Annotated in this window: 25 protein-coding genes and 1 pseudogene; 12 read left to right on the top strand and 14 right to left on the bottom strand. The window is 71.7% G+C overall.

All coding sequences use genetic code 11. The features are described 5' to 3' along the window. Positions 1 to 29: 29 nt before the first annotated feature. Positions 30 to 1,031 carry a LacI family DNA-binding transcriptional regulator gene (locus tag CK505_RS02920; protein ID WP_095650175.1) on the top strand — a complete coding sequence of 334 codons (1,002 nt, stop codon included), beginning with the start codon at positions 30 to 32 and terminating at the stop codon, positions 1,029 to 1,031. A gap of 378 nt (positions 1,032 to 1,409) precedes the next feature. Here CK505_RS02920 and CK505_RS02915 read toward each other — a convergent pair whose 3' ends face one another. After that, on the bottom strand, positions 1,410 to 2,768 hold the full coding sequence (locus CK505_RS02915; RefSeq protein WP_217987517.1) for a permease prefix domain 1-containing protein: 1,359 nt from the start codon (positions 2,766 to 2,768) through the stop codon (positions 1,410 to 1,412). Next, a complete protein-coding gene (locus CK505_RS02910; RefSeq protein WP_095650174.1) occupies positions 2,759 to 3,121 on the bottom strand; it encodes a PadR family transcriptional regulator in 363 nt (120 codons plus the stop codon). The genes CK505_RS02915 and CK505_RS02910 overlap by 10 nt, the downstream gene beginning before the upstream one ends. A gap of 171 nt (positions 3,122 to 3,292) precedes the next feature. Between CK505_RS02910 and CK505_RS02905 the strand changes: the two genes are divergently transcribed. Together CK505_RS02905 and CK505_RS02900 are read left to right on the top strand one after the other, a co-directional pair. Continuing rightward, complete coding sequence (locus CK505_RS02905; protein WP_095650173.1) at positions 3,293 to 3,856, top strand: GIY-YIG nuclease family protein; 564 nt, start codon at positions 3,293 to 3,295, stop codon at positions 3,854 to 3,856. Between the two features lie 71 nt (positions 3,857 to 3,927). Beyond that, complete coding sequence (locus CK505_RS02900) at positions 3,928 to 4,749, top strand: hypothetical protein (protein WP_095650172.1); 822 nt, start codon at positions 3,928 to 3,930, stop codon at positions 4,747 to 4,749. A gap of 69 nt (positions 4,750 to 4,818) precedes the next feature. On the opposite strand, the gene CK505_RS02895 is transcribed toward CK505_RS02900, so the two are convergent. After that, positions 4,819 to 6,627, bottom strand: a complete 1,809-nt coding sequence (locus CK505_RS02895; protein ID WP_095650171.1) for an NAD(P)/FAD-dependent oxidoreductase — start codon at positions 6,625 to 6,627, stop codon at positions 4,819 to 4,821. Between the two features lie 197 nt (positions 6,628 to 6,824). Between CK505_RS02895 and CK505_RS02890 the strand changes: the two genes are divergently transcribed. Beyond that, the gene (locus CK505_RS02890) at positions 6,825 to 7,892 is read left to right on the top strand and encodes a GAF domain-containing protein (RefSeq protein WP_176475274.1); all 1,068 of its coding nucleotides are present in this window, start codon (positions 6,825 to 6,827) and stop codon (positions 7,890 to 7,892) included. 64 nt (positions 7,893 to 7,956) lie between these two features. On the opposite strand, the gene CK505_RS18790 is transcribed toward CK505_RS02890, so the two are convergent. The 7 genes from CK505_RS18790 to CK505_RS02855 form a co-directional block, all read right to left on the bottom strand. Beyond that, the gene (locus tag CK505_RS18790; RefSeq protein ID WP_255250877.1) at positions 7,957 to 8,412 is read right to left on the bottom strand and encodes a class F sortase; all 456 of its coding nucleotides are present in this window, start codon (positions 8,410 to 8,412) and stop codon (positions 7,957 to 7,959) included. Between the two features lie 298 nt (positions 8,413 to 8,710). Next, positions 8,711 to 9,331: an excalibur calcium-binding domain-containing protein gene (locus CK505_RS02880; RefSeq protein WP_176475273.1), complete on the bottom strand. Its 621-nt coding sequence runs from the start codon at positions 9,329 to 9,331 to the stop codon at positions 8,711 to 8,713. 181 nt (positions 9,332 to 9,512) lie between these two features. Then, positions 9,513 to 10,643, bottom strand: coding sequence for an AAA family ATPase (locus CK505_RS02875; protein ID WP_095650168.1), 1,131 nt, complete (start codon positions 10,641 to 10,643; stop codon positions 9,513 to 9,515). 84 nt (positions 10,644 to 10,727) lie between these two features. Then, entirely contained in the window at positions 10,728 to 11,138 is a 411-nt protein-coding gene (locus tag CK505_RS02870) for a VOC family protein (RefSeq protein ID WP_095650167.1), read from the bottom strand. 105 nt (positions 11,139 to 11,243) lie between these two features. Beyond that, the gene (locus CK505_RS02865) at positions 11,244 to 12,221 is read right to left on the bottom strand and encodes a GlxA family transcriptional regulator (RefSeq protein ID WP_255250876.1); all 978 of its coding nucleotides are present in this window, start codon (positions 12,219 to 12,221) and stop codon (positions 11,244 to 11,246) included. Between the two features lie 35 nt (positions 12,222 to 12,256). Beyond that, positions 12,257 to 12,895 carry an HD domain-containing protein gene (locus CK505_RS02860; RefSeq protein ID WP_095650166.1) on the bottom strand — a complete coding sequence of 213 codons (639 nt, stop codon included), beginning with the start codon at positions 12,893 to 12,895 and terminating at the stop codon, positions 12,257 to 12,259. Positions 12,896 to 13,087: 192 nt separating this feature from the next. Continuing rightward, positions 13,088 to 13,741, bottom strand: a complete 654-nt coding sequence (locus tag CK505_RS02855) for a maleylpyruvate isomerase family mycothiol-dependent enzyme (protein ID WP_095650165.1) — start codon at positions 13,739 to 13,741, stop codon at positions 13,088 to 13,090. A 115-nt stretch (positions 13,742 to 13,856) separates the two neighbouring features. On the opposite strand from CK505_RS02855, the gene CK505_RS02850 reads away from it, so the two are divergent. Continuing rightward, the gene (locus tag CK505_RS02850) at positions 13,857 to 14,996 is read left to right on the top strand and encodes an exonuclease SbcCD subunit D (protein ID WP_095650164.1); all 1,140 of its coding nucleotides are present in this window, start codon (positions 13,857 to 13,859) and stop codon (positions 14,994 to 14,996) included. Then, positions 14,993 to 17,629 carry an AAA family ATPase gene (locus CK505_RS02845; protein WP_095650163.1) on the top strand — a complete coding sequence of 879 codons (2,637 nt, stop codon included), beginning with the start codon at positions 14,993 to 14,995 and terminating at the stop codon, positions 17,627 to 17,629. The genes CK505_RS02850 and CK505_RS02845 overlap by 4 nt, the downstream gene beginning before the upstream one ends. 13 nt (positions 17,630 to 17,642) lie before the next feature. Here CK505_RS02845 and CK505_RS02840 read toward each other — a convergent pair whose 3' ends face one another. After that, positions 17,643 to 18,212, bottom strand: coding sequence for a dihydrofolate reductase family protein (locus tag CK505_RS02840; RefSeq protein WP_095650162.1), 570 nt, complete (start codon positions 18,210 to 18,212; stop codon positions 17,643 to 17,645). Between the two features lie 164 nt (positions 18,213 to 18,376). Between CK505_RS02840 and CK505_RS02835 the strand changes: the two genes are divergently transcribed. Next, a complete protein-coding gene (locus CK505_RS02835) occupies positions 18,377 to 18,925 on the top strand; it encodes a hypothetical protein (RefSeq protein WP_095650161.1) in 549 nt (182 codons plus the stop codon). Here CK505_RS02835 and CK505_RS02830 read toward each other — a convergent pair. Continuing rightward, positions 18,920 to 20,137 carry an MFS transporter gene (locus CK505_RS02830; RefSeq protein WP_095650160.1) on the bottom strand — a complete coding sequence of 406 codons (1,218 nt, stop codon included), beginning with the start codon at positions 20,135 to 20,137 and terminating at the stop codon, positions 18,920 to 18,922. The genes CK505_RS02835 and CK505_RS02830 overlap by 6 nt on opposite strands. Before the next feature lie 81 nt (positions 20,138 to 20,218). Then, positions 20,219 to 20,890 (bottom strand): DNA alkylation repair protein, encoded by a 672-nt coding sequence (locus CK505_RS02825; RefSeq protein ID WP_095650159.1) that lies wholly within the window; start codon positions 20,888 to 20,890, stop codon positions 20,219 to 20,221. A 131-nt stretch (positions 20,891 to 21,021) separates the two neighbouring features. Here CK505_RS02825 and CK505_RS19050 point away from each other — a divergent pair. The 5 genes and pseudogenes from CK505_RS19050 to CK505_RS02800 all read left to right on the top strand — a co-directional run. Then, positions 21,022 to 21,174 (top strand): annotated as a pseudogene (locus CK505_RS19050) (DUF1990 family protein); the annotation flags it as partial. A gap of 561 nt (positions 21,175 to 21,735) precedes the next feature. Further along, positions 21,736 to 22,506, top strand: coding sequence for a hypothetical protein (locus tag CK505_RS02815; RefSeq protein ID WP_255250875.1), 771 nt, complete (start codon positions 21,736 to 21,738; stop codon positions 22,504 to 22,506). A 373-nt stretch (positions 22,507 to 22,879) separates the two neighbouring features. Next, positions 22,880 to 23,992, top strand: coding sequence for a site-specific integrase (locus CK505_RS02810; protein ID WP_047803179.1), 1,113 nt, complete (start codon positions 22,880 to 22,882; stop codon positions 23,990 to 23,992). Then, the gene (locus tag CK505_RS02805) at positions 23,989 to 24,333 is read left to right on the top strand and encodes a helix-turn-helix transcriptional regulator (RefSeq protein ID WP_095650158.1); all 345 of its coding nucleotides are present in this window, start codon (positions 23,989 to 23,991) and stop codon (positions 24,331 to 24,333) included. Before CK505_RS02810 ends, CK505_RS02805 begins: the two co-directional genes overlap by 4 nt. 235 nt (positions 24,334 to 24,568) lie before the next feature. Then, a complete protein-coding gene (locus CK505_RS02800; protein ID WP_095650157.1) occupies positions 24,569 to 25,798 on the top strand; it encodes a hypothetical protein in 1,230 nt (409 codons plus the stop codon). A 263-nt stretch (positions 25,799 to 26,061) separates the two neighbouring features. Here the strand turns inward: CK505_RS02800 and CK505_RS02795 are convergent. Further along, the coding region (locus CK505_RS02795; RefSeq protein ID WP_141246768.1) for an IS3 family transposase at positions 26,062 to 26,274 on the bottom strand (213 nt) is incomplete at its 5' end.

Raw genomic sequence — 26,274 nt, 5'->3', positions numbered from 1 at the left:
TGTGTGGAAACAGCCGCGAGGAGGTGGACATGGGCGCACGACCGGCGGTCACGCTGAAGGCCCTGGCGGCCGAGCTGGGCCTCAATCCCTCCACGGTCTCCCGGGTGCTCAACGACCCCAAGGGCCTCGGCTCCAAGTGGGCCTCGCCGGACACCACGGAGCGGATCTTCGCGCTCGCGGAGGAGCGCGGCTACCGCAAGAACCCCTACGCCGCGTCGCTGCGCACGGCCAAGTCGCACATGATCGGGGTCGTCGTGCCCCGCCTGCAGGACTACGTCCTGGCCACGATGTACGAGGGCATCGACGAGGCCGCCTCCGAGCACGGCTACTTCACCGTGGTCTCCAACTCCCTGGACGACGCCGCGGCCCACCGCGCCAAGGCGGAGAAGCTGCTGGACCGCCGTGCCGACGGCCTGATCTTCGGCGACGCCCTGTTCGAGGACCCCTTCCTGGACGAGCTCGCCGAGCGCGGCGTGGCCTTCACGCTGGTGAGCCGGCGGTCCCCGGGGCACCGGTCCGTGACCTGCGACGACTACGCCGGGGGACGGATGGTCGCGGAGCACCTCGTCGCGTCCGGCCGGAGGACCTTCGGGCTCATCGCGGGCAATCCGCGGGCCTCGACCTCGATCGACCGCTGCGCCGGCTTCCTGGACGCGCTCGCCGGGCACGGCCTCGCGGTGGACCCGGAGCGGGTGGTCCCCGGCGGCTTCGACGCCCCGGCCGGCAGCGTGGCCGCCGCCCGGATCCTGGCCGCCGGGCCGCTGCCCGAGGCGGTGTTCGCGGTCAACGACTTCGCGGCGATCGGCGCGCTCGGCGTCTTCGCCCGGGAGGGGATCACGGTCCCGGAAGACCTGGCCCTCGTCGGGTTCAACGACACGCCGCTGGCCGGCAGCGTGGGGCTCACCACCGTGCGCTCCCCCATGCACAGCATCGGAAGGCAGGGCTTCGAGATGCTGATGGACGTTCTCGACGGCCGGGACGTGGAGAGCGTCCGACTCCCTCCGGAGCTCGTCGTGCGCACGAGCGCCTGAGCACCGGACGCTCCCACCGCAGGACCGGAGGGCCAGCACGCCGTCGGGTGCGGGGCGGAGCTCCGGGGCAAGTCGGCGCAACTGTGGACAGAATGCGAATCGATCAGGTAATAAGCCAGTGTTAGTGTTGATGCATCACGCAGGTGATCAGCCGGGGGGCTGAGCCGCCGCGTGAGGATCGCGTCGGGACGACCGGCCGCAAGGCCGCCGGCACGACGACGATCATGATGCCGCCGTCCTGGTGGCAGCGGGCCTCGGACCATCTGGTCAGTCGTCGGGGGGCGACTCCCCTGCCACCGGGACGCGCAGGCCCCTTTCCGCCCGCAGCAGCGGCTCCGCGGCGCGAACGCGGAGCCCGCCGGTCAGGCAGCCCGCCGGTCAGGCGAAGGCGAAGACCAGCGGGAAGACCACCACCACGATCGCGGCCCACACGCCGTAGACCGGCAGGTAGCGCGTCTGCCAGCGCTCGAGCTCCGCGAACGGCCGGCGTCCCCGCAGGCACCCGGCGCTCAGCCAGGCCGCCCGCACCAGGTGCACCAGCAGCAGCAGGTTCAGCCCGAGCGCGGCGATCTTGTTGGGGCTGGAGCCGAACTCGGCGATCCGGGTCAGCATCGCGGTCAGCATCACCGCGTCCACCGCCAGGGCCGCGACGACGAGCACCAGCTGCAGGCCGTCGAAGAGGCCGGGCGGCTCGAGCGGGTCCCGGGCGGAGATCGAGTAGAGCAGCAGCGCCAGGACCAGCACGAGGATTGCGTCCATCAGGATCAGCAGCCCGCGGTCGACGTCGACGAGCCCGCCGGCCGCCGTGAGCACCACCAGGAGGGACAGCAGCATCAGGATCGTCAGGGGCGTGAACACCCGGGTGAGGACCGGGGCGATGTTCTCGACGACGTTCTGCTTGGCCTCGACCAGCCACGCGGCCACCACGAGGGCACCGGGCACCGCGAACGGCAGGATCCAGTCCTCCAGCACCGGCTCAAGGTCGATCCCGAGGACCTGCAGGGCCCCGAACGTGAGCCCGACCAGCACCGCCCCGCCCAGGGCCAGGAGCGTGTAGTAGATCACGAGCTCGCCGGTGAAGCGGACGAAGTCCATCCGCCGGCTGTCGGAGCGCCACCTCCCGCCCGTGTAGGCGATCCCGGCCAGCAGCCACAGGACCACCGGGGCGTGCAGGGCGGCGAGCAGCTCGGTGGAACCGCCGGGGACGAACGGATAGACGTTGAGCACCACCGCCAGCAGCGCGAACGGGACGAGCAGCGCCGCCACCACGCGCGCGGTGAGCCGGCGCTTCCACGCGAAGTACCCGGCGAGGAAGGGCAGCACGAGCAGGCCGAGGTTGCGCGCCAGCACCGCCTCGTCGCCGAGCCAGGCGGTGCCGGCCTTGACCGCCAGCCCGGCCCCGACCGCGAGCGCCAGAACGACGCCCAGCTCCCGCCACGGCGGCGCGCCGGCGTCCTCGGCGTCCTCCGGGAGGAGCACGAGCTGCTTCCACAGCCGCTCGGAGTGCTCGCGGGCGAACTCGTGCGAGACGGCGTCGAGGTTGCCCATGCGCTTGATCGCGACGAGGAAGGCCTCGTCGTCGTCGAGCCCGGTGGCCCTCAGGTCCGCGACCTGTTCGCGCAGGTGGTCCTCGAGCTCGTCCACGTCGGCCGGGGAGATCGCCTGGCGGCGCTGGACCCAGCCGCGCCACCGCCCGATCTGGGCCTCCTGCTCCGCGTGCAGCTCCATCACGCCCACCGCTCGGTCGTGGCGGGCGGCTGCTGAGCGGCCTGCCACACCTGCCGCAGCGCGTCGGCCACGACCGCCCACTGCTCCTGCCGGTCGGCGAGCGCGGCCCGGCCCGAGGCCGTGATCGCGTAGTGCTTGCGCCGGCGCCCGGCCTCGGACGTGCCCCACGAGGAGGACACGTGGCCGAGGCGCTCGAGCCGGTGCAGCAGCGGGTAGAGCATGCCGTCGGTCCACTGCATGGAGCCGCCGGAGAGTTCGCTGACGCGCTTGAGGATCGCGTAGCCGTACAGGTCGCCGTCCGCCAGGATCCCCAGCACGAGCGGGGTGGCCGAGGCGGCGACCAGGTCCTTGTCGATGCGCACTGCGCCTCCTGATACCTAGGTGTGCTACGCATTGAACCCTAGCAGCGCTAGGTATGACAAGCGCGGCGCCGGAAACGACGGCGCGAGTCGGGCGGGGTGGGCACCGCCGCGTCCTGCGCCTACAGTCGAAGCAGAGTTGCAGAAGAGAACGCCCCGAGGAGGTGGTGATCCGTGAGCACGCAGCCCGGCCTCGCCGCGCTCCCACTGAGCACGCCGCCGGAGGCGGAGGTCCGCCCCTCCCGCGGCGTCTACGCCTGGTGGCTGGACACCGCCCGCTCCCCCACCCCGGAGGCGGCCGGGCTGCACCTGCCCGCGGTGCCGCGGCTCCGCCACTCGTCGGGGACGGCCGAGCTGCTCTACGTGGGCCGCGCCCGGCGCGACCTCCACCGGCGGATCAGCGGCCAGCACCTGCGGCGCACCCGCTCCTCCGCGCTGCGGCGCACGCTGCTCTCCGTCCTCCTGCCCGGGGACCCGTCCTGGCGGGAGGGCGCCGCCGTGGACGGGCGGGGCCGCGTCGTCCTCGACGAGGCGCACGAGCAGCGGCTCACGGCGTGGATGCAGGAGCACCTGCTCCTCGGCTGGGCGGAGTGCGGGACGAAGGACGACGTCGACGCCCTCGAGCAGCACTGGGTCGCCGCGCACCAGCCGGCGCTCAACACCGAGGGCACCGGCCACGGCCCGGAGCTGACCGAGCTCAAGCGGGTCTTCCGCGAGGGCCTGCCTCAGCGGTCCTGAGCCCCCGGGGCCGCTGGGGCCGCGGCGGTAGAATGGGTGCCCAGCACGCACGTGGTCGTTCGGGGGCCGTCATGAACAACACCGGGAGCAGCAGCGGAGCCGCCGTCTGGGTGGTGGCCCTGATCGCCGTGGTGGTCGCCGTCGGCCTGTTCCGGTTCGTGCTCCTCGGCGGGGTGGCCCTCCTCGGCCTGGTCCTGCTCGGCCTGCTGATCTGGCTCAGCGCCGGTGTCATCACGAGCCGGACCCGCGCCGCCGGGCAGGACGCGCGCGAGGACGACGACGCCGGGCCGCCGCTCGCCGGCCCGCAGACCGGGCGGACGTCCGTGGAGGAGGCCCGGACGGCAGGGGCGTCCAACATGCGCACGGCCTGGATCTCGTGGCACCTCCGCTCCCTGCCCCCGCCGGAGGACTCCCGGGATCCCCGGCTCCTCGTGGGCACCCTGTCCGTGGTGCCGCAGGCGGACTGGGACGTGGACCGGCTCCGCACGCACGGCCGCGCGCTGTGGTCCCTGCGCCGCGGCGCCCGGCGGCACGACCTGCTCGACCAGCTGGACGCCCGCCTGGACCGGGTGGTCGCCATGATCTCCGACCTGACGGACGCCGAGTTCGACACCGCCCTCGGCCAGGTCAACGACCAGTACCTGTACCACCCGGACCGGCAGGTCCGCACCGCCTACCTGGAGGGCGGCGCCCTGGGTGTGGACCTCATCATGGACGCCGTGACCGCCGCCCGGGCCCAGGCTCGCGAGGACGCCGCCACGAGGGCCGCCGCGGAGGCCCTGGCCCAGCAGCGCACCGCCGCGCTCCGCGCCCTGCGGGAGACCCACCACCCCACCGCGGGCCGGGACGCCCGCGCCGCCTGGGATGAACAGGCCCGGAAGCTCGAGGAGTGACCCGCCCGCGGACGGGGCGCCGGAACGGTCGATCCGTTCCGGCGCCCCGTCAACGCGCCCGGGCCGGCATCACCGGGGGTGGTGGGACTCCTCGAGCTCGAACACCGGGGTGGGCAGGCCCTCCATCCGGGCCTTGAGCTGCAGGGCGAGGTACTTGGAGTAGTGCCTGCTCTGGTGCAGGTTCCCGCCGTGGATCCAGAGATTCTCCACGTTGGTGGGCTTCCACATGTTCCGCAGCTCGCCCTCCCAGGGCCCGGGGTCCCGGGTGGTGTCGGAGCCGTAGCCCCAGCACTTGCCCACCCGGTCGGCGACCTCCGGGGAGATCAGGTCCGCGAGCCACTCGTTCATGGACCCGTAGCCGGTGGCGTGGACGACGAGGTCGGCCGGCAGCTCGGTCCCGTCTTCGAGCACCACCGCGTCCTCCGTGAGCCGGTCGACCTGGCCGGTGGCCAGCTGGACCCGCCCGTCGATGATCAGCTGCGAGGCGCCCACGTCGATGTAGTACCCGGAGCCCCGGCGCAGGTACTTCAGGAACAGCCCGGAGCCGTCCTCCCCGAAGTCGAGGTCGAAGCCGGCCGCCTCGAGCGCGTCGTAGAACTCGCGGTCCCGCTCGGCCATCGCCTCGAACGCGGGCCGCTGGACGTCCGGCAGGACCCGGTACGGCCAGGACGCGAACAGCATGTCCGCCTTCTCCGTGGTGATGCCGGCCTCCAGCGCCTCCTCGGAGTAGAGCGGCTTCAGGACGAGGTCCATGAGCGACTCGCTGCGGGAGATGTGGGTCGAGGAGCGCTGGACCATGGTGACCTCGGCCCCGTGCTCCCAGAGGTCCGCGCAGATGTCGTGGGCGGAGTTGTTGGAGCCGATGACCACGGCCCGCTTGCCCGCCCAGTCGTCGCCGCCGGCGTGGGCGGAGGAGTGGTGCTGCGCGCCCCGGAAGACGTCGGCGCCCGGGAAGTCAGGGATTCTCGGGTATCCGGAGACGCCCAGCGCGAAGACCAGCTGGGTGGGGTGCAGCACGACCTCCTCGCCGTCGCGGTCCACGACGACGGTCCAGGTCCCGGACTGCTCGTCCCACTCGGCCGACCGGCACTCGGTCCTCGCCCAGTAGTTCAGCTCCATGATGTCGGCGTAGTGCATCAGCCAGTCGGCGACCTTGTCCTTGGCGGGGAACACCGGCCAGTCGTCCGGGAACGGCAGGTAGGGCATGTGGTCGTACCAGACGGGGTCGTGCAGGTGCAGGGACTTGTAGCGGTTGCGCCAGGCGTCCCCGGCCTTCTCGTGCTTGTCCACCACGATCGTGGGGATGCCAAGACGCTGCAGCCGCGCGGCCAGGCCGATCCCGCCCTGCCCGCCGCCGACGACGAGGCAGTACGGCTGCTCCGTCCGGCCGAGGGCCTCCTCCCGCGCCCGGCGCCGCTCCAGCCAGGTGGTGCGCTCGCGGGTGATCTCGTGGACCACCCCGCGGTCCCGGCGCGAACCCTTCTGCTCCTCGAAGCCGCGCAGGTCCTGCAGCGTGGTCAGCAGGGTCCACGCCTTCCCGTCGCGAAGCCGCAGGTAGCCCCACCCGGATCCGGCGGAGGTCTCGAAGCGCACCCAGCACTCCGTCACCCCGTCCGCCTCGGTGGGCTCGCCCTCGACCTCCCACCCGGAGGGCCGGACGTGCGGCAGGGTCTGCGCGAGCATCCGGCAGATCTGCTCGCGGCCCTCCAGCGTCTTCAGGTTCCAGGTGAACGCCAGGAAGTCGCGCCAGAAGCTCTCCTCCGCGAACAGATCCGCAGCCGCGTCCGCGTTGCCGGCCGCGAGGGCGTCCTCCAGGGCGGCCAGCCAGGAGCGGGCGGTGTCCGTGCCGGCTCCCACGCCGGTGTCGATCGTGGTCATGGTTCCTCCTCGGTGTACGCCGGACGCCCAGTGGCATAGGGTCCGATGTGATGCGTGTCACCACTGTGGGGCCGAGGGGGTTTCCCCGGCGTTGCATCAGGACGGACGCCGTGACGGACCCCGTGACATCGGGACGGGCGCAGAGGACGGAGGAGCGCGCTGTGGACAGCTGCGGATCGGCGAGGACACCGGAACGGGTGCGTTCGGCGTGGGAGCGGTGCGCCGCCCGGGGCATGTCCCGCGACCTGGACGGCCCGCGGGAGGTGCTCCCGGACCACGAGGTCGAGCAGCTGCGCGCGCTCTCCCCGCTGGGGGCGCACGTCGACGTCGTCGCCGACCTCCTGGGCGTCGTCCGTGATGCCGCCGAGGCCCGGGTCGCCGTCCTCACGGGCCCCGACGGCACCGTGCTGTGGCGGCGCGGGGGACGCTCGCCGCTGGGACGCGCCGACGGGCTCGGCTTCGTCGAGGGCGCCGGCTGGGACGAGCACGGCGTGGGCACCAACGCGATCGCCCAGGCACTGCGCAGCGGGACCGCGGAGGAGCTGCGGGGCACGGAGCACTTCGCCCGGTCCCACAGCGCCTGGGACTGCACGTCCGCCCCGGTGCGCCACCCGGGCAGCGGGGAGGTGCTCGGCGTCATCGACCTGTCCGGGCCGCGGGGCACCGCCACCCCGGACACCAGGGCCCTGGTCCGCTCGGCCGCGCGCGTCGTCGAGACGCTGCTCGCCGCCCGGACGGACTCACGACACCCCGCCGGCACGACCGGCACGCCTCCCCTGGAGCTGCGCCTGCTCGCCGAGCCGGCCGCGGCCCGGGTGGGCGGCGGGGACTGGTTCCCCCTGCCGACGCGCTCGGCGGAGATCCTCGCGCTGCTCAGCCTGCGCGAGCGCGGGTGGAGTGCCGAGGAGATGGCCTACGAGCTCTACGGCGAGCACGGCACCCCCGGCACGGTCCGCACGGAGATCCACCGGGTCCGCCGCCGGCTCGGGGCGGTGATCACCACCGGCCCCTACCGCTTCGCCGATCCGGCCGCCGTCACCAGCGACGTCTCACAGCTGCGGACCGCTCTCGAGCAGGGCGAGGTGACCCGGGCCCTGAACATCTACCGGCAGCCGCTGCTGCGCTCCTCGGACCTGCTCACCATCGAGGAGTGGCGCTCCGAGCTGGACCGGGAGACCGCCGAGGCCGTGCGGCGCAGCGGCGACGCCCGGATCGAGACCCGCTGGTCCCACACCGAGATGGGCCACGCCTACCGGCGCGGATGAGCCGGGGCGGGCGCCGCGGTCCGGACTGACCGACAGGGCGCTGTGCCCGGCAGGAACACGCGGTTCAGCCGACGAGCGTCGCGAAGACGACGTAGTTGTCGTCGAACTCGCCGGTGAAGACGTTGTAGCCGTCGCAGGTGATGAGCCGGAGCTCGGGGCCCTCGGTGTTCCCGTAGACGGCGCGGGTGTCGAAGGTGTCCTTCGAGTACTGCTCGGCGCGATCCACGGCGAACACGGCGGTGGAGCCGTCCGCCCGGGCCACCTCGACGGTGTCCCCCGGCACCAGGTCGCGCAGGCCCGCGAAGACGCCGGGGCCGCCGTCGGTCGCGTTGACGTGGCCGAGCAGGATCGCCGGTCCCTGCTCTCCCGGCGTGGGCGACTGGTCGTACCAGGACGCGGGAGAACCGGGATCGCCGGGTGGGACGTCCAGCGTGCCGTCTCCCCACAGGCCCAGATGCAGCAGCTCGGAGCCGAGACCGAGGGCGGGGATGTCGACCGAGAGCGGCTCCGACCCCGTCATGGGCCGCGGGCCGCTTGTCGGCTCACCCGTCGGCCCACTTGTCGTCCTGGGCGTCGGGGCGGAGGCGGGCGCGGAGGTCGTCCCCGCCGACGGCGTCGCCCAGGGCGAGGGCACGGACGAGGAGGACGACGACGCCGGACCGGCCGCGCCCGCTCCGGGTTCAGCCGGCGGTTCCTGGGCGCACCCGGCGAGCAGCAGGGCAGCGACCGCCGCAGCAGCGAGGAAGCTGTTGCGGCGGTCGCGGGAGAACATCAGCACGGGCACGAACCTACCCCGCTGTCGCGGACCTGCTCTCAGCTCAGCCCTGGGTGGCGCGGCGGCGGGCCACGACGGTCGCACCGGCGGCCGCCATCACGGTCAGACCGCCCGCGAGCACGAGACCCGGCACGGCGGACTCGCCCTCGACACCGGTGTCGGCGCCGCCGGCGGGCACCTGGCCGACCTGGTCGTAGCCCTGGCCGCCGTCGGCCCAGTCCGCCGGCACCCGGTCGATGATCTCCTGGTACTGCACGCCGTCGTCGGTGCCGTCGGCGTCGCAGCCGAAGCCGTCACGGTCGGCGTCGAGGTGCAGGCCGTACGCGGGGTCACCGGCGGGGATGTTGACCCGGCCGGCCGCGCGAGCCTCGGTGCAGTTGTCGAACACGGCGGTGTTCTGCACGACGTCGGACGTGTCCGGCGCGACCGGCGTGTCGACCGTCGGGGAGATGTAGACCGTGGTGCCGCCGCCCTCGCACGCCACGCCGTCGCTATTGCCGTCAAGGTCGGGACTGTAAGCGGCGGACGAGGCAGGGATGTTGTAGTAACCGGCGTTGTTCGCCGCCTTGCAGTTCTGGAACATTTGCGCCGAGGCCGGGGCCATCGACAGTCCCGTGAACCCGGCGACGGCCAGTGCGGCCACTGCTGCTGCGGTCTTCTTCATGCTGATCCTCCAAGTGTGTGCACATGTAATTCGTTGTCTGTGCATCATAAGAAGGGGGATCACTCAGCAGTGCCATGGGGTCGCTAAGGGCCCGAAATCAGCCGCTGGCCACGGAAAACACTGGTTTCATGACGAGAACCGATGTCGTCTCACCGCTTCAGGGCTGTCTCCTATCCCCTGATTAGGGGACACGCGGATTCTCGGCACCCCGGGCACCCTGGTGCGGGGGCTGTCGCAGGTGCTCGCGCAGCCCGGGAATGGCGAAGCGGACCAGTCCGTACCCCGCGGGCTCGATCAACCCGGCGTCGATGAGCCGGGTCCTGTAGTTGCCGACGGTGTTCGGCCGGGCCCCGATCCGGGCGCCGATGTCCCCGGCGGTGGACGGGCCGTCGTCCTCGGCCATGGCCCGGAGGACGTCGAGATCGCGCGGGGAGGCCGTCGAGAGCGCCGCCTCGATGACCACGCGCTCGTTCCGGCGGCGAGCGGCGGTCACGGCGTGGTCCACCATCTCGTCCGTGAGCGCGGCGGAGACCTTCTCCGCCTCCTGCCACAGGAAGTACCCCACCAGCTGGATCAGGAAGGGATAGCCTCCGGTGGCCTCGGCGGCACGGCGGGCCTGATCGTCGTCGAGGACGAAGCCGCCCGCCGCGAAGGTCTCCAGGTAGGACTGCTGGACCTCGCCGACCGCGGCCGCGTGCAGGTCGATCCGGTCGGCGCGGCGGAGGAACGTGGCCACCCCCTCGTTCAGCAGGTCCGACACGGCCGCCGGCAGGCCGGCGAAGAGCAGACCGATGGGCAGGTCCGCCCGGATGAAGTGCTGCACGTCCGCGGCCAGCTGGGCGATCTCCTGGCGGTCTGCGGCATGGATCTCGTCCACGGTGATGAGCAGTCCCGTCCGCTGCTCCTCCAACAGCCGCAGCAGTCGCAGCCCCTCTTCGCGCCACTCCAGCTGCTGGTGTGGTGGCAGCTGAGTGGTGAAGCCGAAGCCCGCCGCCGTGACGGACGTGAGCCGCCGGCCCTGGGGTCCGCCGCCGAGCTCGTCGGCCAGCCGGCGCATCGAGTTGCCGATGCGGCCCATGAATCCCCGTGTCGCCGTCTCGGACACGATGGCCCAGCCCTCGGCCCGGGCCAGGTCCTCGGCGGCGCCCAGCATCACGGTCTTGCCCACCCCTCGGGCCCCCGTGAAGATGGTCAGCAGCCCGGGTGCTCCCGAACGGATACGCAGCCCGTAGGCGAACTCGTCTAGGACTCCGGCCCGCCCGATGATCTCGGGCGGGGAGGCCCCGGCCGTGGGACGGAAAGGATTCTCCACGGTGCTCCTGTGAATGTCGGTGAATCTTGTGAATCTTGTGAATCTGACGTCTCCAACATATTGCTCCGAAGCACGGAACGTGCCTCAGTCCCGGGTCGTCACGATCGGGTCCGCCCACACGATGTTCCACCGATGGCCGTCCAGGTCGGCGAACACCCGGTGGCTCGTGTAGCTGTCATCCTTGCGGTGCCCCGCGGTGGCGCCGGCGGCGACCGCCCGCTCGACCAGGGCGTCGACCTCCTCGGGGATGTCGACGAGCAGGGCGAAGCTGCCGCTCACCGTGCGAAGGGGGTCGGCGAGCTCCTGGTCCTCGCCGATCGCCTGCTGCGTGAACCGCCGCTCGACGAGCGTGACCCCGAAGTCCTCCCCGAGGTCCAGGATCAGGCTGTGCCCCTCGGCCATGCCGGGGGCCGTCCGCCAGCCCAGGGCCTGGTAGAAGGACCGCGAGCGCTCCAGGTCGGCGACGGGGATGTGGGGGAAGAACTTGTACGCCACGGGAACTCCTGGAGCTTCGGCGGGCCGGGTCTCCATGCTCCCCCCGCCCTCCGATCGGCACAACGGTGTGACCGCCCCGTTGCGGTGCACGGTGGGCGGCACCGTTCAGCGGGGCCGGTCCTCAGTGCCGGTGCTGGCGAAGCGGGCGCGGTACTGGCTGGGCGAGACGTCGAACCGGGCCACGAACGTCCGGCGCAGGGTCTCGGTGCTGCCGAAGCCGGCGGCGCGGGCGGTCTCCGCGATGCTGTGCCCGGCGTCCAGGAGGCCCTTGGCGTGGTCCAGGCGGGTGCGTTCCACGAACTTGGCCGGGGTGCTCTGCAGCTCGGCGGCGAAGAGCCGGGAGAGGTGGCGGGAGCTGACGCCGACGGCGGCGGCCAGCGCCTCGGCGCTGTGGTCCAGGGCGGGCTGGGCGCAGACCCGGTCGACGGCGGCGCGCAGCACCGGTGTCCGCGGGGGCGGGGCCTGCAGCGGGGCGGAGAACTGGGACTGGCCGCCGGGGCGCTGCATGAACATCACCAGGCCGCGGGCGACGTCCCGGGCGAGCTCCGGCCCGTGGTCCCGCTCGACGAGGGCAAGGGCCAGGTCGATGCCGGCGGAGACCCCGGCCGAGGTGAACACCCCGTTGTCCTCGACGAAGAGGGCGTCCGGCTCCACCCGGACGTCGGGGTGCGCCCGCGCCAGGAGCTCGGCGTGGCGCCAGTGCGTGGTGGCCCGCCGGCCGGAGAGCACCCCTGCGGCGGCGAGCACGAAGGACCCGGTGCAGATGGAGACCAGCCGCCGGGGCCGGGCCCCGGATGCGCGGACGGCGTCGACGAGTTCCTCGGGCAGCGGCGCGGAGACGAGGCCGTCGCCGCCGGCGATGATCAGCGTGTCGACGTCGGACAGCTCGGCGACGGGCGCGTCCACCGGCAGCAGGGCCCCGACGGAGGTGCGCACCGGCTCCCCGGACGGCGAGGCGTAGCTCAGCGCGTAGTCGGCGCCCAGGGTGTTGGCCTCGGCGAACACCTCGGCCGGGCCGGCGACGTCGAGCATCTTCACGCCGTCGAACACGAGGAACACCACCCGCCGGGAACCGGTCGTCACGGTCGTGTTCTCCCCCACCGCCGGTGCGCTCGGGCTCACTCGGGCCAGGCGTTCTCCTGGATGATGCGCACGAAGTCCTCCCGGTGGAAGTCGGGGTCGAAGTGGGCGAGCACGTCGTCGTTCATGGTGCCGAAGGTGGTCTCGGGCCGGTCGGCCATGCCGTCGTAGAACGCGCGGAGGATCTTGTTCTTGAAGTCCGGCCGGGGATGCGCGGCGACGACCTCGGCGCGGTGCGCCTCGGAGATCTGGTCCAGGTCCAGGCCCAGCACGTCGGTCTCGACGCCGAGGGTGACCACGGCGACCTCGGGCTCCAGGTGCAGCGGAATGGCCGGCGTGGTGTGCAGGGCGATCGCCAGCCACACGTTGCGCGCCTCCTCCGCGGAGCGGCCGTGGTCGCGCAGGAACGCCTGCGCCGCCGCGGCGCCGTCGATCTCGAAGCGCTGGTCCTGGGTGCGGTACTCATCGGTGAGGCCGAGGTCGTGGAACATCGCCCCCACGTAGGCGAGCTCCGGGTCCACCTCCATTCCGCGCGCGGCGGACTTGAGCATGCCGAAGAGGAAGACGCGGCGGGAGTGGTTGAACAGGCTCTCGTCGGCGGCTCGCCGGACCAGCTCGGTGGTCTCGCGGACGAGGGCGGAGTCCGGAACGGTGATGCCGGCGATGGTCTCGGCCAAGGTGTCTCCTCTGCTCGGGTGCGTGGTGTCGTGCGGGACCGGCGCGCGGCCGGCCCTCTCCTCACTCTCTCCCACCGGTGGCGGAATGCCCAGCGTCCGGACGGACGACCGTCCCACAGATCCGGACATTCCGGACGGCTCCACCCCGCGCCCCATGGGCACCGCCGGTGTCCCCCGCTCGGAGAAACGCGCTCAGGCGAGCGAGCAGCGGGACCGCAGGATCGAGATGCCCTCGCCGGTCAGGTCGTCGCAGTACGCCGCGCGGCCGGCCAGCGCCATGACGATCGCCAGCGTGGTCCCGCTGACCAGGGGCCCGGCGCCGGACTCGAACGGACCGTCGGTGGCCACCAGGTGGAGGCCCTGGGCGGCGCTGCGGCTGGGCACCGCGAAGTCCTTGCCCGCGTAGAACCGCGCCACCGCGGTCACGGTCCCGACCGGCGGCGTGCGCGGCAGCCCCAGCGGGCGGCGGACGTCCTGGCCGTGGACGACGACCTCCCCCAGCCACGCCGCGGTGTCCTTGGAGGGCGCCGCGGTGCTGTCGGCCACGGCCCGGAACCGCTGGAGCGTCTCGGCCGGGGTGGCGCCCCGGTGCTCCTCGAGGCGGCGCTGGTTGTGCAGGTCGAAGTCGAAGCGGGCGCCCAGCACGCTCCGGAGCCAGCGGAGCCGGCCGATGCTCGCGGCCGCGGTCAGGTGCGCGACGACGTCCTCCACGGTCCACCGCCCGCACAGGGACGGCACCGCCCACTGCGCCTCGTCCAGGCCGGCCAGGTCCTCGGCCAGGCGCGCCCGCTCGGCGTGGACGGCCGCCCACAGGTCGTTCCGGTTGCTCGGCTCCATGAGCCCCATCGAAGCACACGCCGGCGGTCCGGGGCGCCGGGGCCTTCGGTGTCCGCCGATCCCGATAGCGTGGCACTGGACCCACCCCCTGGGAGAGCACCCCCCGACCGCACGAGGAGCCTCGATGACGAGCATCCGATTCCTCCACACGAGCGACTGGCAGCTGGGCATGACCCGGCACTACCTCGAGGGCGAGGCCCAGTCCCGGTACACGGGCGACCGGGTCGAGACGATCCGCCGCATCGGGGAGCTGGCCCGCGCCCGGGGATGCGCGTTCGTGGTGGTGGCCGGCGACGTCTTCGAGCACGCCAACCTCAGCCGCCGGGACGTCGGGCGCGCCCTGGACGCCATGGGCTCGGTGGGGCTGCCGGTGTACCTGCTGCCGGGCAACCACGACCCGCTCGGTCCGGGGTCGATCTACGCCCAGGACGCGTTCGTCGGCGCGAAACCGGACAACGTCGTCCTCCTGGACGAGGTGGGCCCCTGGCCGGTCGCCCAGGGCGTCGAGCTCGTGGCCGCGCCCTGGCGCAGCAAGCGGCCCGACGCGGACCCGGTCGCCCCGGCCCTGGAGGGGCTGGAGCCGGACGGGACGCTGCGCGTCGTCGTCGGCCACGGGATGCTCGACGAGCTGGACCCCGACCGCACCTCTCAGGTGACCGTGCGGCGCGCGCCCCTGGACGAGGCGCTGGCCCGCGGGGCGGTCCACTACGTGGCGCTGGGCGACCGGCACATCCGCTGGCCCGAGGACGACCGCGGCGCGATCCACTACTCCGGCACCCACGAGTCCACGGGCTTCCGCGAGCACGGCCGCGGCCACGTGCTCGAGGTGGCGCTGGACGGGAGCACCGTGGAGGTCACCTCCCACGAGGTGGGCCAGTGGGAGCACCGCGTCCTCGCCCGGCAGCTCGACGGCGCCGACGACGTCGAGACGCTGCGGACCGAGCTCGCCGCCCTCACCCCGAAGGAGCGGATCATCCTCAAGACCGTCTTCACCGGCACCCTCAACCTCTCCGAGTCCGCGCAGCTGGACCGGCTGCTCGAGGAGCAGGCGGAGATCTTCGCGAGCCTCAACGCATGGGAGCGGCACACCGACCTGGTGGTGATCCCCGACGAGGACGAGTTCGAGAACCTCGACGTCGGCGGGTACGCCGCCGACGCCGTGACCGAGCTGCGCGAACTGGCCGCCTCGGAGTCCAAGGACGCGCCCGCCGCCGGGGACGCGCTCCGGCTCCTGTACCGCCTCGTGGGAGGACCGACCCGATGAAGCTGCACCGTCTCAAGCTGGAGAACTTCCGCGGCGTGACCGCCCGCGAGGTCGTCTTCCCCGACGCCGGGGTCGTGGTGCTGACCGGCCGCAACGAGATCGGCAAGACCTCGATGATCGACGCCCTGGACGCGCTGATCGAGCTCCCGGACAGCAGCCGGCACAAGAAGATCGCCGAGGCCAAGCCCGCCGGCCGGGACGTGCCCGTCCTGGTGGAGGCGGAGTTCTCGATCGGAACCACCCGCGTGGTCTACACCAAGCAGTGGCTGAAGCGGCCGTCCACGACCCTTCGTCACGTGGGCGGGGCCGGGGACGGCCGCACGCTCACCGGCCGCGAGGCCCACGACGCCGCCGAGCAGCTGTGGGGCGGGGCCGACACCGCGCTGTGGAAGGCCCTGCGCTTCATGCAGGCCGGCGGACTGACCCAGAACGCCCTCACCGACAGCGCTGCGCTGCGCCGGGCCCTGGAGTGCCACGCCGGCCAGGCCCAGGGCGACGACCGCGAGGTCGCCTCCCTCCTGGAGCGCGTGAGCGCGGAGTGCGACAGGTACTGGACCTCGACGCGGAAGAAGAACGCCAAGTACCTCCAGGCCGAGACCGACTGCCGTGCGGCCGGGACCGCGGCCGCGGAGGCCGCCGAGGAGCTGCGGGGCATCGCGGTGGTCGAGGAGGAGCTCGCCGAGCTCACCGAGGAGATCGCCGCCACCGGCCGGAAGCTCGGGACGGCCCGGGCGGAGAAGGCGGATCTGGACCGTGCCGCCGAGGAGATCGAGGCCGTCCAGCGGCAGCGGCAGGAGGCCCAGCGCCGGAAGGACGCCGCCCAGGGCGGGCTCGACCGCGCCCGGGAGCGCTCGGCCCGCCGTGCGGAGCTCGTGGCCGCACTGACCGCCGACGAGGAGCGCAGCGCAGCACTCGCCGAGGAGCTGCGGTCCTGCGAGCAGGAGCTCGCCCCGGTGCGCGAGCACGCAGCGGAGGCCGAGGAGCGCCGGACCGCGGCCCAGACCGCCGTGCAGGAGGCCCGGGCGGCCCACCGCTCCGCCCGGGAGGACCGGAAGCACCTCGACGACGTCGAGCGCCACCGCCGCGTGCTCGAGATCCTGGACTCGCTCGAGGCGGTCCGGGCGCAGCTGGCCGAGCTGCGGGCCCGTCCCGGCACGGAGATCGACGAGGACGTCCTGGACGAGCTGGAGCGGGCCGAGCGGGCCGCGGAGAAGGCCGAGGCGGAACTGGCGGCCGGCAGCGCCCGGGTGGAGCTGAGCGCGCTGGGCCGCGCGCGCCCCATCACCCGCGGCGGCAGTACCGAGGAGATCGACCCCGAGGAGCCGTGGTCCGTCCCGGTGACGGACGAGGTCGAGGTCGAGATCCCCGGCGAGTGGCGGCTGCGGGTCTTCCCGGAGCAGGGCATCGCGACCCGCCGGGACGCCGCCCGCACGGCCCGCGAGCGGTTCACCGCGCTGCTGGCGCGGCACGGGGTCGACTCGGTCGCCGAGGCCCGCACCCAGTGGCGCGCCGCCCAGGAGTTGGCGCAGCAGGTGCGCGAGGCCGTGGCCCAGCGCGACCGCCTGCTCGACGGCGAGGACGAGAGCCGCCTGCGCGACGACCGGGACAGTCTCGCCGCCTCGATCGAGCAGTACGGCGACCGGCGGGACGACGACGCTCCGCTGCCGGAGACCGCCGGCGCCGCCCAGGAGACGGTCGACGCCGCCGAGGCCGCCCTCAACGACGCCGAGGACGCCGCGCTCCATGCCGAGGCCGCCGCCGAGGCGGCCCGGTCCGCCCTCCAGTCCGCCCAGACGACGCTGCACTCCCTCCAGGGCGCCGCGCTCGAGCAGGAGCGCGCCCTCGCCGGTTCCCGGGCCCGGCTCGAGGACGCCCGCCGCGAGGTCCCGGACGAGGACCTCGACCGTGCCGTCACCGCGGCGGCCGAGGCGCTGGCCGCGGTCCAGGCGGAGATCGACGGGCACGAGGCGGCCCTCGCCGGTCTCGACGCGGACCGGGTGCTCGCCGATCAGCAGCACGTGGCGGACGAGATCACGGGGCTCGAGTCCCTGCTGGGCGAGCGACGGGGCCGCCACCAGTCCCTGGCGGGCCGGCTCGAGGGCATGGGCCGGGACCGGGTGCAGCTCGCCCACGACCAGGCCGAGACGCGGCTCGAGGCCGCCCGACGCCACCTCGCCGGCATCGAGCGGCGCGCCGAGGCCGCCCTGCTCCTGGAGCGGACGCTGCTGGAGCACCGCGAGCGCGCCCACGCCCAGTACGTCCAGCCGTTCCGCACCGAGGTGGAGCACCTCGGCAGGTCGGTCTACGGCCCGGACTTCGAGGTCCAGGTGAGCGGGTCCCTGGAGGTCGAGCAGCGCAAGCTCGACGGCGACTGGCTGCCGTTCTCCGCCCTCTCCACCGGGGCCAAGGAGCAGCTGGTGATCCTCATCCGGCTCGCCACCGCGCTGCTCGTGGACCCGGAGGACGGGGTGCCGGTGCTGCTCGACGACGCCCTGGGCCACTCCGACCCGCAGCGGCTCCGGCGGCTGGCCTCGGCCATCACCACCGCCGGGGAGCGGACCCAGGTGATCGTGCTGACCTCGAACCCCGAGCGCTTCGTGAACCTGCGCGACGCCCACCGGATCGAGATCTGAGCCGGGCCCGGGTTCAGGAGGCCGGTCCACCGCCCGAGGGCGCCAGCGGGCCCACGACGCGGTAGGTCGCGCAGACGAACGCGCGGTTGCGGGCCACGTCCGTCAGCTCCAGGTCGAACCGGCGGGGGAACAGGGGGCGGCCCGCCCCGAGCGTGACCGGCGCGATGGAGACCATCAACTGGTCCAGCAGTCCCGCCTCGGCGAACTGGGCGGCCAGGTCGCCGCCGCCGACCACCCAGATGTCCTTCCCGCCGGCGGCCTCCGCGAGAGCGGCGTGGATCGGTGCCACCTCCCCCTGGGCGAAGCGGAGGTCGGCCCCGGCGATCCCCGGCAGCTCGGCGTGGGTGACCACCCAGGTGGGCATGGCGTAGGGCCAGTCCTCGCCGGAGGCCCGCAGGTGCGCGCGGACCCACTCGTAGGTGGTGCGGCCCATCACGACCGCCCCGACCCCGGCGATGAACTCGTCGTAGCGGAACGGCCCCTCGGGATCGGTGTCCTGCCGGAACAGCCACTCCAGGGAGTCCTGCTCGTCGGCGAGGTAGCCGTCCAGGGTGGTGGCGGTGTAGAAGACGGTGCGGGTCATCGGAAGCCTCCTGGGCGTCGCTGCCACCCGTCGACCGGATCGCCGGAACCGGGGGTGGCTCCAGCATGGCGCAGCGCCGGCCGGGCCGGAAGGCACGGGTGCCCGCCGGCCGCCCGCGTGAGGTGGACCACATAGACTCGGGGCCAGCGAGGCGAGGAGGCGGCATGAGCATCAAGGACGAACGGCGTACCCGCGCTGCCGCCCGGGCAGCGCACGAGCCGCAGCCGCGCCGCCGCACCCCGCACGACCGCGGTGCCCGCGAGGCCGGCCTGGAGCGGGCCCTGGACGAGGTGCGCAAGGTCGGGATCGAGGCGAGCGAGCTGCTGCGCAGAGAGGGCCTGAAGCCGGCCAAGCTCGTGCACGTCCCCCGCGGCGCCCGGTCCTACCCGCTGGTCGGCCACGCGTTCTCCCGGGTCGCGTGCGGCTACGGGTGGCACGTCATCCGCGGCCTCGTCGTCGGCACGGACGGCCGGCTGTGGACCCGCTCGCCGCTCCACGACCCCACACCCCAGAAGGACCTGGACGCGTGGCGCCTGGACGTGGAGCCTCCCGGTGGGCGGGGCGAGCTGCCCCACCCCGTGCAGTACGACGGGACCTCCCTGCACACCGTGCGCCGGCTCTCGGAGCACGAGTACCTGAAGGTGGATCTCATCGACCACCTCACGGACGGCTACGCGCGGCTGCTCGTCCTGCACCACCGCCGGAGGTCATGAGCGGCGCGGGCGGTTCCGCAGGAGGCCGAGGAGCACGACCACGGCCAGGGCCATGACCATGCCGGCGTAGCCGATCGCCGTGGGCACCAGACCGACCTCGCCCGCGACGGCACCGGCGGCCACCGCCGGGATGCTGTGGGAGAGATAGCTGACCACGTAGATCGCCGAGAGCAGCCCCGCCCGCTCGTGCGGTGCCGCCTGCGGCAGCAGCGTGCGCAGCACCCCGAGGAAGCCGGCGCCGAAGCCGACGCCGGCCACCACCGTGGCGACGAAGTACAGCACCACGGATCCGACGACGAGCGCGGCGATCGTGGCGGCCATGCCCACCACCAGGACGCCCATGCCCACGGCGAGCACCCGCTCCGGCGCGGTCCTGCCGAACAGCAGGATCGCGATCCCGCCGGTGCCCGTCAGCGCCGCGACCACCAGTCCGGTGAGGACCACGGAGTCCGCCCCGGTCAGCGAGCGCACGAGGTTGGGCCCCAGGGAGATGATGAGCCCGCCCAGGGACCAGCACGCGGCCGTGGCGGGCAGCACCCACACCGCCGAGCGGCGCACCTGCGGCGGGAAGGAGACGCGCGGACGCAGCGAGGCCAGCGCCCCGGGGGCGCGCTCCACGGTCTCGGGCCCGAGCGCTGTGCCCACGAGCTGCAGCACGAGCAGCCCCAACAGCACGAGGAAGATGAGGTCGATCATTCCCGGGGCGGCCGCGACGATGAGGCTCGAGGCCACCGCTCCCCCGGCCAGCCCCAGCACCGGCCCCGCCCCGGTGATCACGGTCCCCAGCCCCCGGCGCTCCTCCGGCTCGAGCTCGATCACATAGGCGCCCAGCGCCCCGGTGGCCGTGCCGGTCGCCACGCCCTGGACCAGCCGGGCCACCACCAGGGTCGCCTCGCTGTCCGCCAGCACGAACACCGCCATCGCGGCGATCTCCAGGGCCAGGGCGACCAGCAGCACCGGGCGGCGCCCCAGGTGGTCGGACAGCGCCCCCACCGTGAGCAGGGCTGCGAGCAGGGACACCACGTACGCGGCGAAGATGACGGTCAGCACGACCGGCGGGAAGCCCCACAGGTCCTGGTACAGCGGGTACAGCGGACTGGGCGCACTGGAGGCGGCCATGACCACCACCAGCACGGACGCCTGCACCCAGAACGCCGCCTGCGCGGACAGCACGGGACGACGGCGGGGCGCGGCGCCGGAGCGGAGGAACATGCAGGGCCTTTCACGGCGGAAGTGGGAAGCGCGGCGTGACCGCGCTCACCTCACGCTAGCCCCACCGCGGCGCCGGTGCTGCTACGGAGCGTCCTGCCGGCGCACCATCTCGGCGATCCACAAGGGGGCGTACGGCGACGTGCAGTTCGGCGGCGTCGGATAGTCCTTGAGCACCTCCAGTCGCTCCCCGATCTCGAGGGCACGGGCCCGGTGCTCCGGGTGCTCGATCCCGATCTGCGCCAGGCAGGTGTTCATCGCCCACTGCAGGCGGTCCGGGGCATCTCCCATCTCCGCCTCGACGACATCGAGCAGGCCGGAGAGGTCGAGCCCCTCGGGCTTTCTCACCACGCGGTCGGCGGTCAGTGCCCAGCCGGCGCTCGCGACCGCGGGATCCGGATCGGCGAACCACGCCATGCGCAGCTCCTCGGCGTGCGGGCTCTTCTTCACCACGTAGTTCACGAGCCAGTCCTGGACCTTGGGAGTGCGCGCCTCCTGCACCATGGCGTCCAGCTCGTCCCGCTCGAACGCCTTCGGCCGGCAGATCAGCAGCGCCAGCAGTCTCGCCGCCGTGTCACCGGTCGCCCAGAGCTCGAGCGCGAGATCCTGCTGCGTTCCCAGCCGCTTCGCGACCGCCCGCAGCTTGGTCAGGTTCACCCCGTGGTCGTCCCCGTGCCGCTCGTTCACCGCGCGCACCCTGGGGTCCTCGAGCGCGGCCAGCTCGGCCAGCACGTCCTCCACCGTTGTCCCGGCCATTCCGGCCTCCTGTTCGTTGCGCGTGAGAGCCAGCCTACGAGGGACGCGGTGCCCGCGCGGAGGCACGCTAGATCAGGTCGAGATGTCCCCTGATCTTGCAACAGACCCATCGTCAGTGAGCATTCGCATACGGCACCCTGCAGGGCCATCCCAAACGAGGCGAGGAAAGATTCTGCGCTCAATGGCTGGAGGATAATGCGGCCGCGTCCACCCTCACCGCGTTCTCCCGCCCGGGCATGTGGTGGTCCAGCGCCGTGGCGCCGATCAGCCGTCGCCTGCAGTAGAGATACTTCCGCCGGACCTGCAGGCTCTGTAGCGCCTCCTCGATGGCGAGCGGGTGCGCCCCACAGGGACCCCACGCGCAGGGGCGCAGTCCCTGGAAACATCCAGCGCCTCAGCATCCCCTCGTTGTGAAGCGTCGTCATGATTAACGTTGCTCTCGCTGAACAGAAGAGAGACTCCCCAAGGGCGTAATTCTTTATCTTGCTGTCCCTCGGACCCTGGCTACTACGCTGATCTTCATTCGTGAACCACCAGAACCGGCCGCTCCGCGGATGTCGCCCTGCGAGGGCGGGAAAACCCCAGACAGTAGTCACCGAAGGGCCACGCTCCGTGATTATTACATCGGGAAAGGTCGTGCAGTGAGGCGGCTTCGTGTCATGAAGCTGTGAGCGTTTCGCATCTGCGAATATGGAGCAATGACACCACCAGGACCCCCCAGGGAGAGCTCACAGCAAGTTCCGCCCCGCCAGTCACAGCAACCATATCCCGCCCATTCTGGCCAGGGAGCGTCCGCGCAGACGCTGCCGCCTCAGCAGATCAAGGCGAAAAAGCAGTCGAACGTCGTGGGACTCATCGCGCTGATCACAGCAGTGCTCGGCTTCGTTTTCGCCTGCATCCCCGGCGCCCTCATCGTCGGCTGGATCCTGCTGCCGATTGCCTTTGTTCTGGGCCTCGTTTCCCTGTTCCTCAAGGACAAGTCCAAATGGATGGGCATCACCGCTGTGATCCTCTCGATCGTGGGAACGATTGTCGGAGTCGTCGTGTTCCTCACCGTCGTCACGACCTCTTTCGATGAAGCTCTCGGCAGCGGGAACACCACCGTCGTCGAACCGTCTGATGACGCGGTTGCCGATGATGGAGCAGCCGAGGAAGACGGCGCTGAGGGAGACGCGGCCGCCGAAGCCGGAACGCGCGGGAACCCCTACCCCATCGGCTCGGTGATTGAGTCCGACGATTGGCGCGTCGTCGTCAACTCCGTCACCCTCGACGCTACGGACGCCGTTGTCTCTGTCAACGAATTCAACGAGCCGCCCGCCGAGGGATCGGAGTACATCCTCGTGAATTACTCCACGACCTATCTGGGCGATGACCCAGACGGGCAGGTGCCGGCTTTCGTCACAGTCGAGTACGTGACAGCAGACAGCACGACGGTCAACAGCTTCGACAACACCGTCGTCGCACCGGAAGCTATCGATACCACGAGCACGCTCTACACGGATGGCACTGCAACAGGCAATGCAGCCTTTGAAGTGCCGACCGCCACGGCTGACCAAGGCGTTCTAGCCGTCAGCCCAGGCATGCTCGGAGACAAGGTATTCGTCGCCGTGCAGTAACACCCGCAGGAAAGAAGCAAAGCCCTCGGTGAATTACCGGGGGCTTTGCTGCGCCGGGAAGCCGTTGTTGCCCTGCTCGGAAGGACATGGTCAGTGTCCGATAGCCAGCCTTATGTAAAAAGACAACGACTCTATTCGCGGTTTCTGCACATCGTGAGGTTCCGGGTAACGGCCCCGATGCTCCCCCAACTGCCTTCTGACCTGGGCTTATCCTGCTTGATCACCGCGGGGTGACGTGCCGTGCGGGATGCGAATGGCCCCCGGACCTACCATGCCCGTTCGGCTTCTAGCCTGGACTTTCCCGGTGACGATTGCGGTACACGCAATCTGTGTGCGAGTATCGCAAGCATCTTCTGACATCCAAGGACGACTCATGGGCCACGATGGCGAGAACGTGCGGTTCGTTCCCTTCGGTGGGCAAGCCCCCGATCCGGACGTCTTCCTGGCCAGTGTCTTGGATGGGTGGGGCGCTCAGCAGCGGGCGAAGGACTTCGCGCCGGCCACGATTCGCACCCGGCGCAGCGTCGTGATGAGCCTGGTGGACTTCTCCGGGCGCTACCCGTGGGAGTGGACGCTGTCAGATGCGGACGACTTCTTCTCCCACGCCCGTGCGGTGCGCAACCTCTCTCACGGGAGCGTGCGCTCCTATCAGGGGGCGATCAAGCTGTTCTGCGACTACGCCTGCGATCCGCACTACGACTGGTGCGAGCAGGCCGCGAGGTCGTTCGGGCAGGTCTTCGCCCAGGTCGTGACCGAGCTCAACCGCCTCACCCATGCCCAGCCCACCGAGGCGCGCCCGGCCAAACGTCCTTTCACCCAGGCCGAGCTGCAGGAGTTGTTCGATCTGGCCGATCTGGAGGTCGAGCGGATCCTGGTCTCCGGGCGCAAGGGTGCGGTGGCCGCCTGGCGCGATGCGATCGCGTTCAAGACGGCCTACAGCTGGGGGCTGCGCTCCAACGAACTGCGGCACCTGCAGGTCGTGGACTTCTCGTCCAACAACCGGGCCCCCTACCTGGGCGGCCACGGCGTGCTGCGCGTGCGCTGGGGAAAGTCCCACCGCGGCTCGGCGAAGAAGGTCCGCTCCGTGCTGACCGTCTGGCCCTGGTCCGCGGAGATGATCCAGGACTGGATCCGCAACGGGCTGCCCCGCTACGGGCACCCGGTGAGTGATCTCTTCCCCACCAGCACCGGGGCGATCGTGGGCGAATCGCATCTGCTCGGGCGGCTGCGTGCCTTCATCGATGAGCTCGGTTTCCCGCCCGGGCTCGATCTGCACTCCTTCCGTCGTTCCTACGCCACACAGCTGATCACCGGGGCGGGCTTCGACGTCACCTTCGTCCAACTCCAGCTCGGTCACGAGCACGCCGCGACGACCTCGATCTACTCCCTACCCTCCCCCGACTACCAGCGACTGGCCCTGGAACGGGCCCACGACCGCACCATCCAGGCAGCCCTCGGGCTGCCCGCACCCAGGAGAGCCCCATGAGCACACGCGAGATCACCTACACCTGGCGGGTCCGCGAGATCATGGCACGCCGCGGCGTGCACACCGCCAAAGACCTCGCCGAGCTGTTGCACGAACGCGGCATCACCCTCACCGCCAACGCCGTGTGGCGCATCGTGACCCAGCAGCCGGAGCGGATCTCCTTCAAGGTCCTCGTCGCCCTCTGCGACGCCCTCGAGGTCACGCCCAACGACCTGATCACCTACACGGCCACCGACGCCAAGACCGCCCGGCAACACCGCGCGGGGACCGGTGAAGACCTCCCCGACCTCCGCCACTACCGCCCCGTGCGCGCCCGCATCATCGACGACGACAATGACTGACCCCTGGCGCCCGGCCACCGACGGCAACGGATCCGCCCGGCCCCCCACGCTCACCGACCTCCCCACCCCGAACAAACGCGGCCGACCCCGCTCGGCCGGGCCCCACGCCTGCGACCGCTGCCACCAGCAGGTCGCCAAGATCCGCCTCCACTGGCCCGACGGAGCCATCTGCGGGGCCTGCTTCACCGAAGCCACCCACACCTACGGAACCTGCCCGCACTGCGGGGAACACCGCATGCTCCCGGGTCGCTCCGCCGAACGAGAGCCCCTCTGCCGTGACTGCGCCGGCATCACCACCGCCCTGACCTGCACCCGCTGTCACCGCGAGGCCGAGAGGTTCCGGGCCGGGCTCTGCATCCGCTGCGCGCTCACCGACGACCTCACCACCGTGCTCGCCCCGGGCGACGACCTACGCCTGCACCGGCTCATCAAAGTGCTCACCGGTTCCCAACGACCCGAAAGCGTCTACACCTACATGCGCCCAGGCACCCGGGCCAGGACCCTGCTGGAAGCCATCGGCGCCCGCGAACTGGCGCTCACCCACGAAGCCTTCGACCGCCTCCCCCGCTCGAACGCCGCCGAACACCTCCGGGCTCTGCTCGTCCATCACCGCATGATGGACGCCCGCGGCAACGAGACCCTCGCACGGTTCGAACACTGGCTCACCACCAGGATCGCGGCCCTGCCCGACGACGGCACCGCCCACCTCATCGAACGCTTCGCCACCTGGCACCACCTCCAGCGCATCCGCGCCCAGGCGGCCGATCCCGATGCCGATCTTCAGGCCAGCACCCATACGGCCAAACAAGAGATCACCGAAGCCGGGAAGTTCCTCATCTGGCTCCGAGCCCACCATCACGCGACCGCGCAAGAACTTCAGCAACTCCACCTCGACGACTACCTCAGCGCCGGCCCCAGTACCCGCAAGCACATCCGGGCCTTCATCCGCTGGCTCGACCACGACCAAGACCACCGCACCGGGGCACTTCAGGTGCCGTTCCGCAACGCCCACTCCACGCCCATGATCACCCAGTCACAGCGCCTCGAGCTCCTCCGGAACTGCCTCGAACACCGCCAGGTCACCAGTTCCACCCGCCTGGCCGGGCTGATCCTGCTGCTGTGGGCCCATCCCCTGAACAAGATCGTCCTGCTCCGCCGGGAACACCTCACGGCCACACCGGACGGCATGCTCCTCACCCTCGGGACCACCCCGACAGCCATTCCCGAAGCGCTCACCGAGGTGTTCTGGCAGCACCTGCAGGACCCCGGGCACCAGAACACCATCAACACCGGCACGCCGTGGCTGTTCCCTGGCACCCGTGCGGGCCGGCACCTGCACCCGCGGGCCGGCACCTGCACCCGAACACTCTCTCCGGCAGGCTCAAAGTCCTCGGCATTGACGCCCAACGGGCCCGCAACGCCACCCTGCGCGACCTCACCCAAGAAGTCGACGCACGAACCCTGATCGATCTCCTCGGCTACAGCCCCGACATCATCGCCCAGCACGCCGCCCGATCCGCCACACCCATGTCCGACTACATCGACCTGAAACGCCAACAGCCCCGATGACCTCGATCACCGAAGAAACGGATAACGCACTTTCCCATCAGCGTTTGCAGAGCCTCTGCTGGCCATGGGTTTAGGCACCTGTCGTATCCCTCTGGGCCGCCCCAGGGGCAAGCCAGGTCAATATGACCTGACCTATGGTTTGGTTGCCAGTCGTGGTCGCTAGCTTCCAGCGGTGGTGAGTGCCTGCGGCGTTCGAGCGAGGTCGTATTCGTGCGGGGTGGCGTACTCGAGTGCGGAGTGTCGGCGGCGTCGGTTGTAGAACACTTCGATGTACTCAAAGATCGCGTTCGCCAGCTCGATCCGGGTCTTCCACTTCCGACGGTTCAGCAGTTCGATCTGCATCGTCGACCAGAAGGATTCCATCATGGCATT

The sequence above is a fragment of the Kocuria sp. WN036 genome, assembly GCF_002287015.1.
In the GTDB taxonomy this organism is placed as follows: Bacteria; Actinomycetota; Actinomycetes; order Actinomycetales; family Micrococcaceae; genus Kocuria; species Kocuria rosea.
The sequence above is the reverse complement of the archived record's forward strand: the minus strand, read 5'-3'. Positions and strand labels throughout refer to the sequence as shown.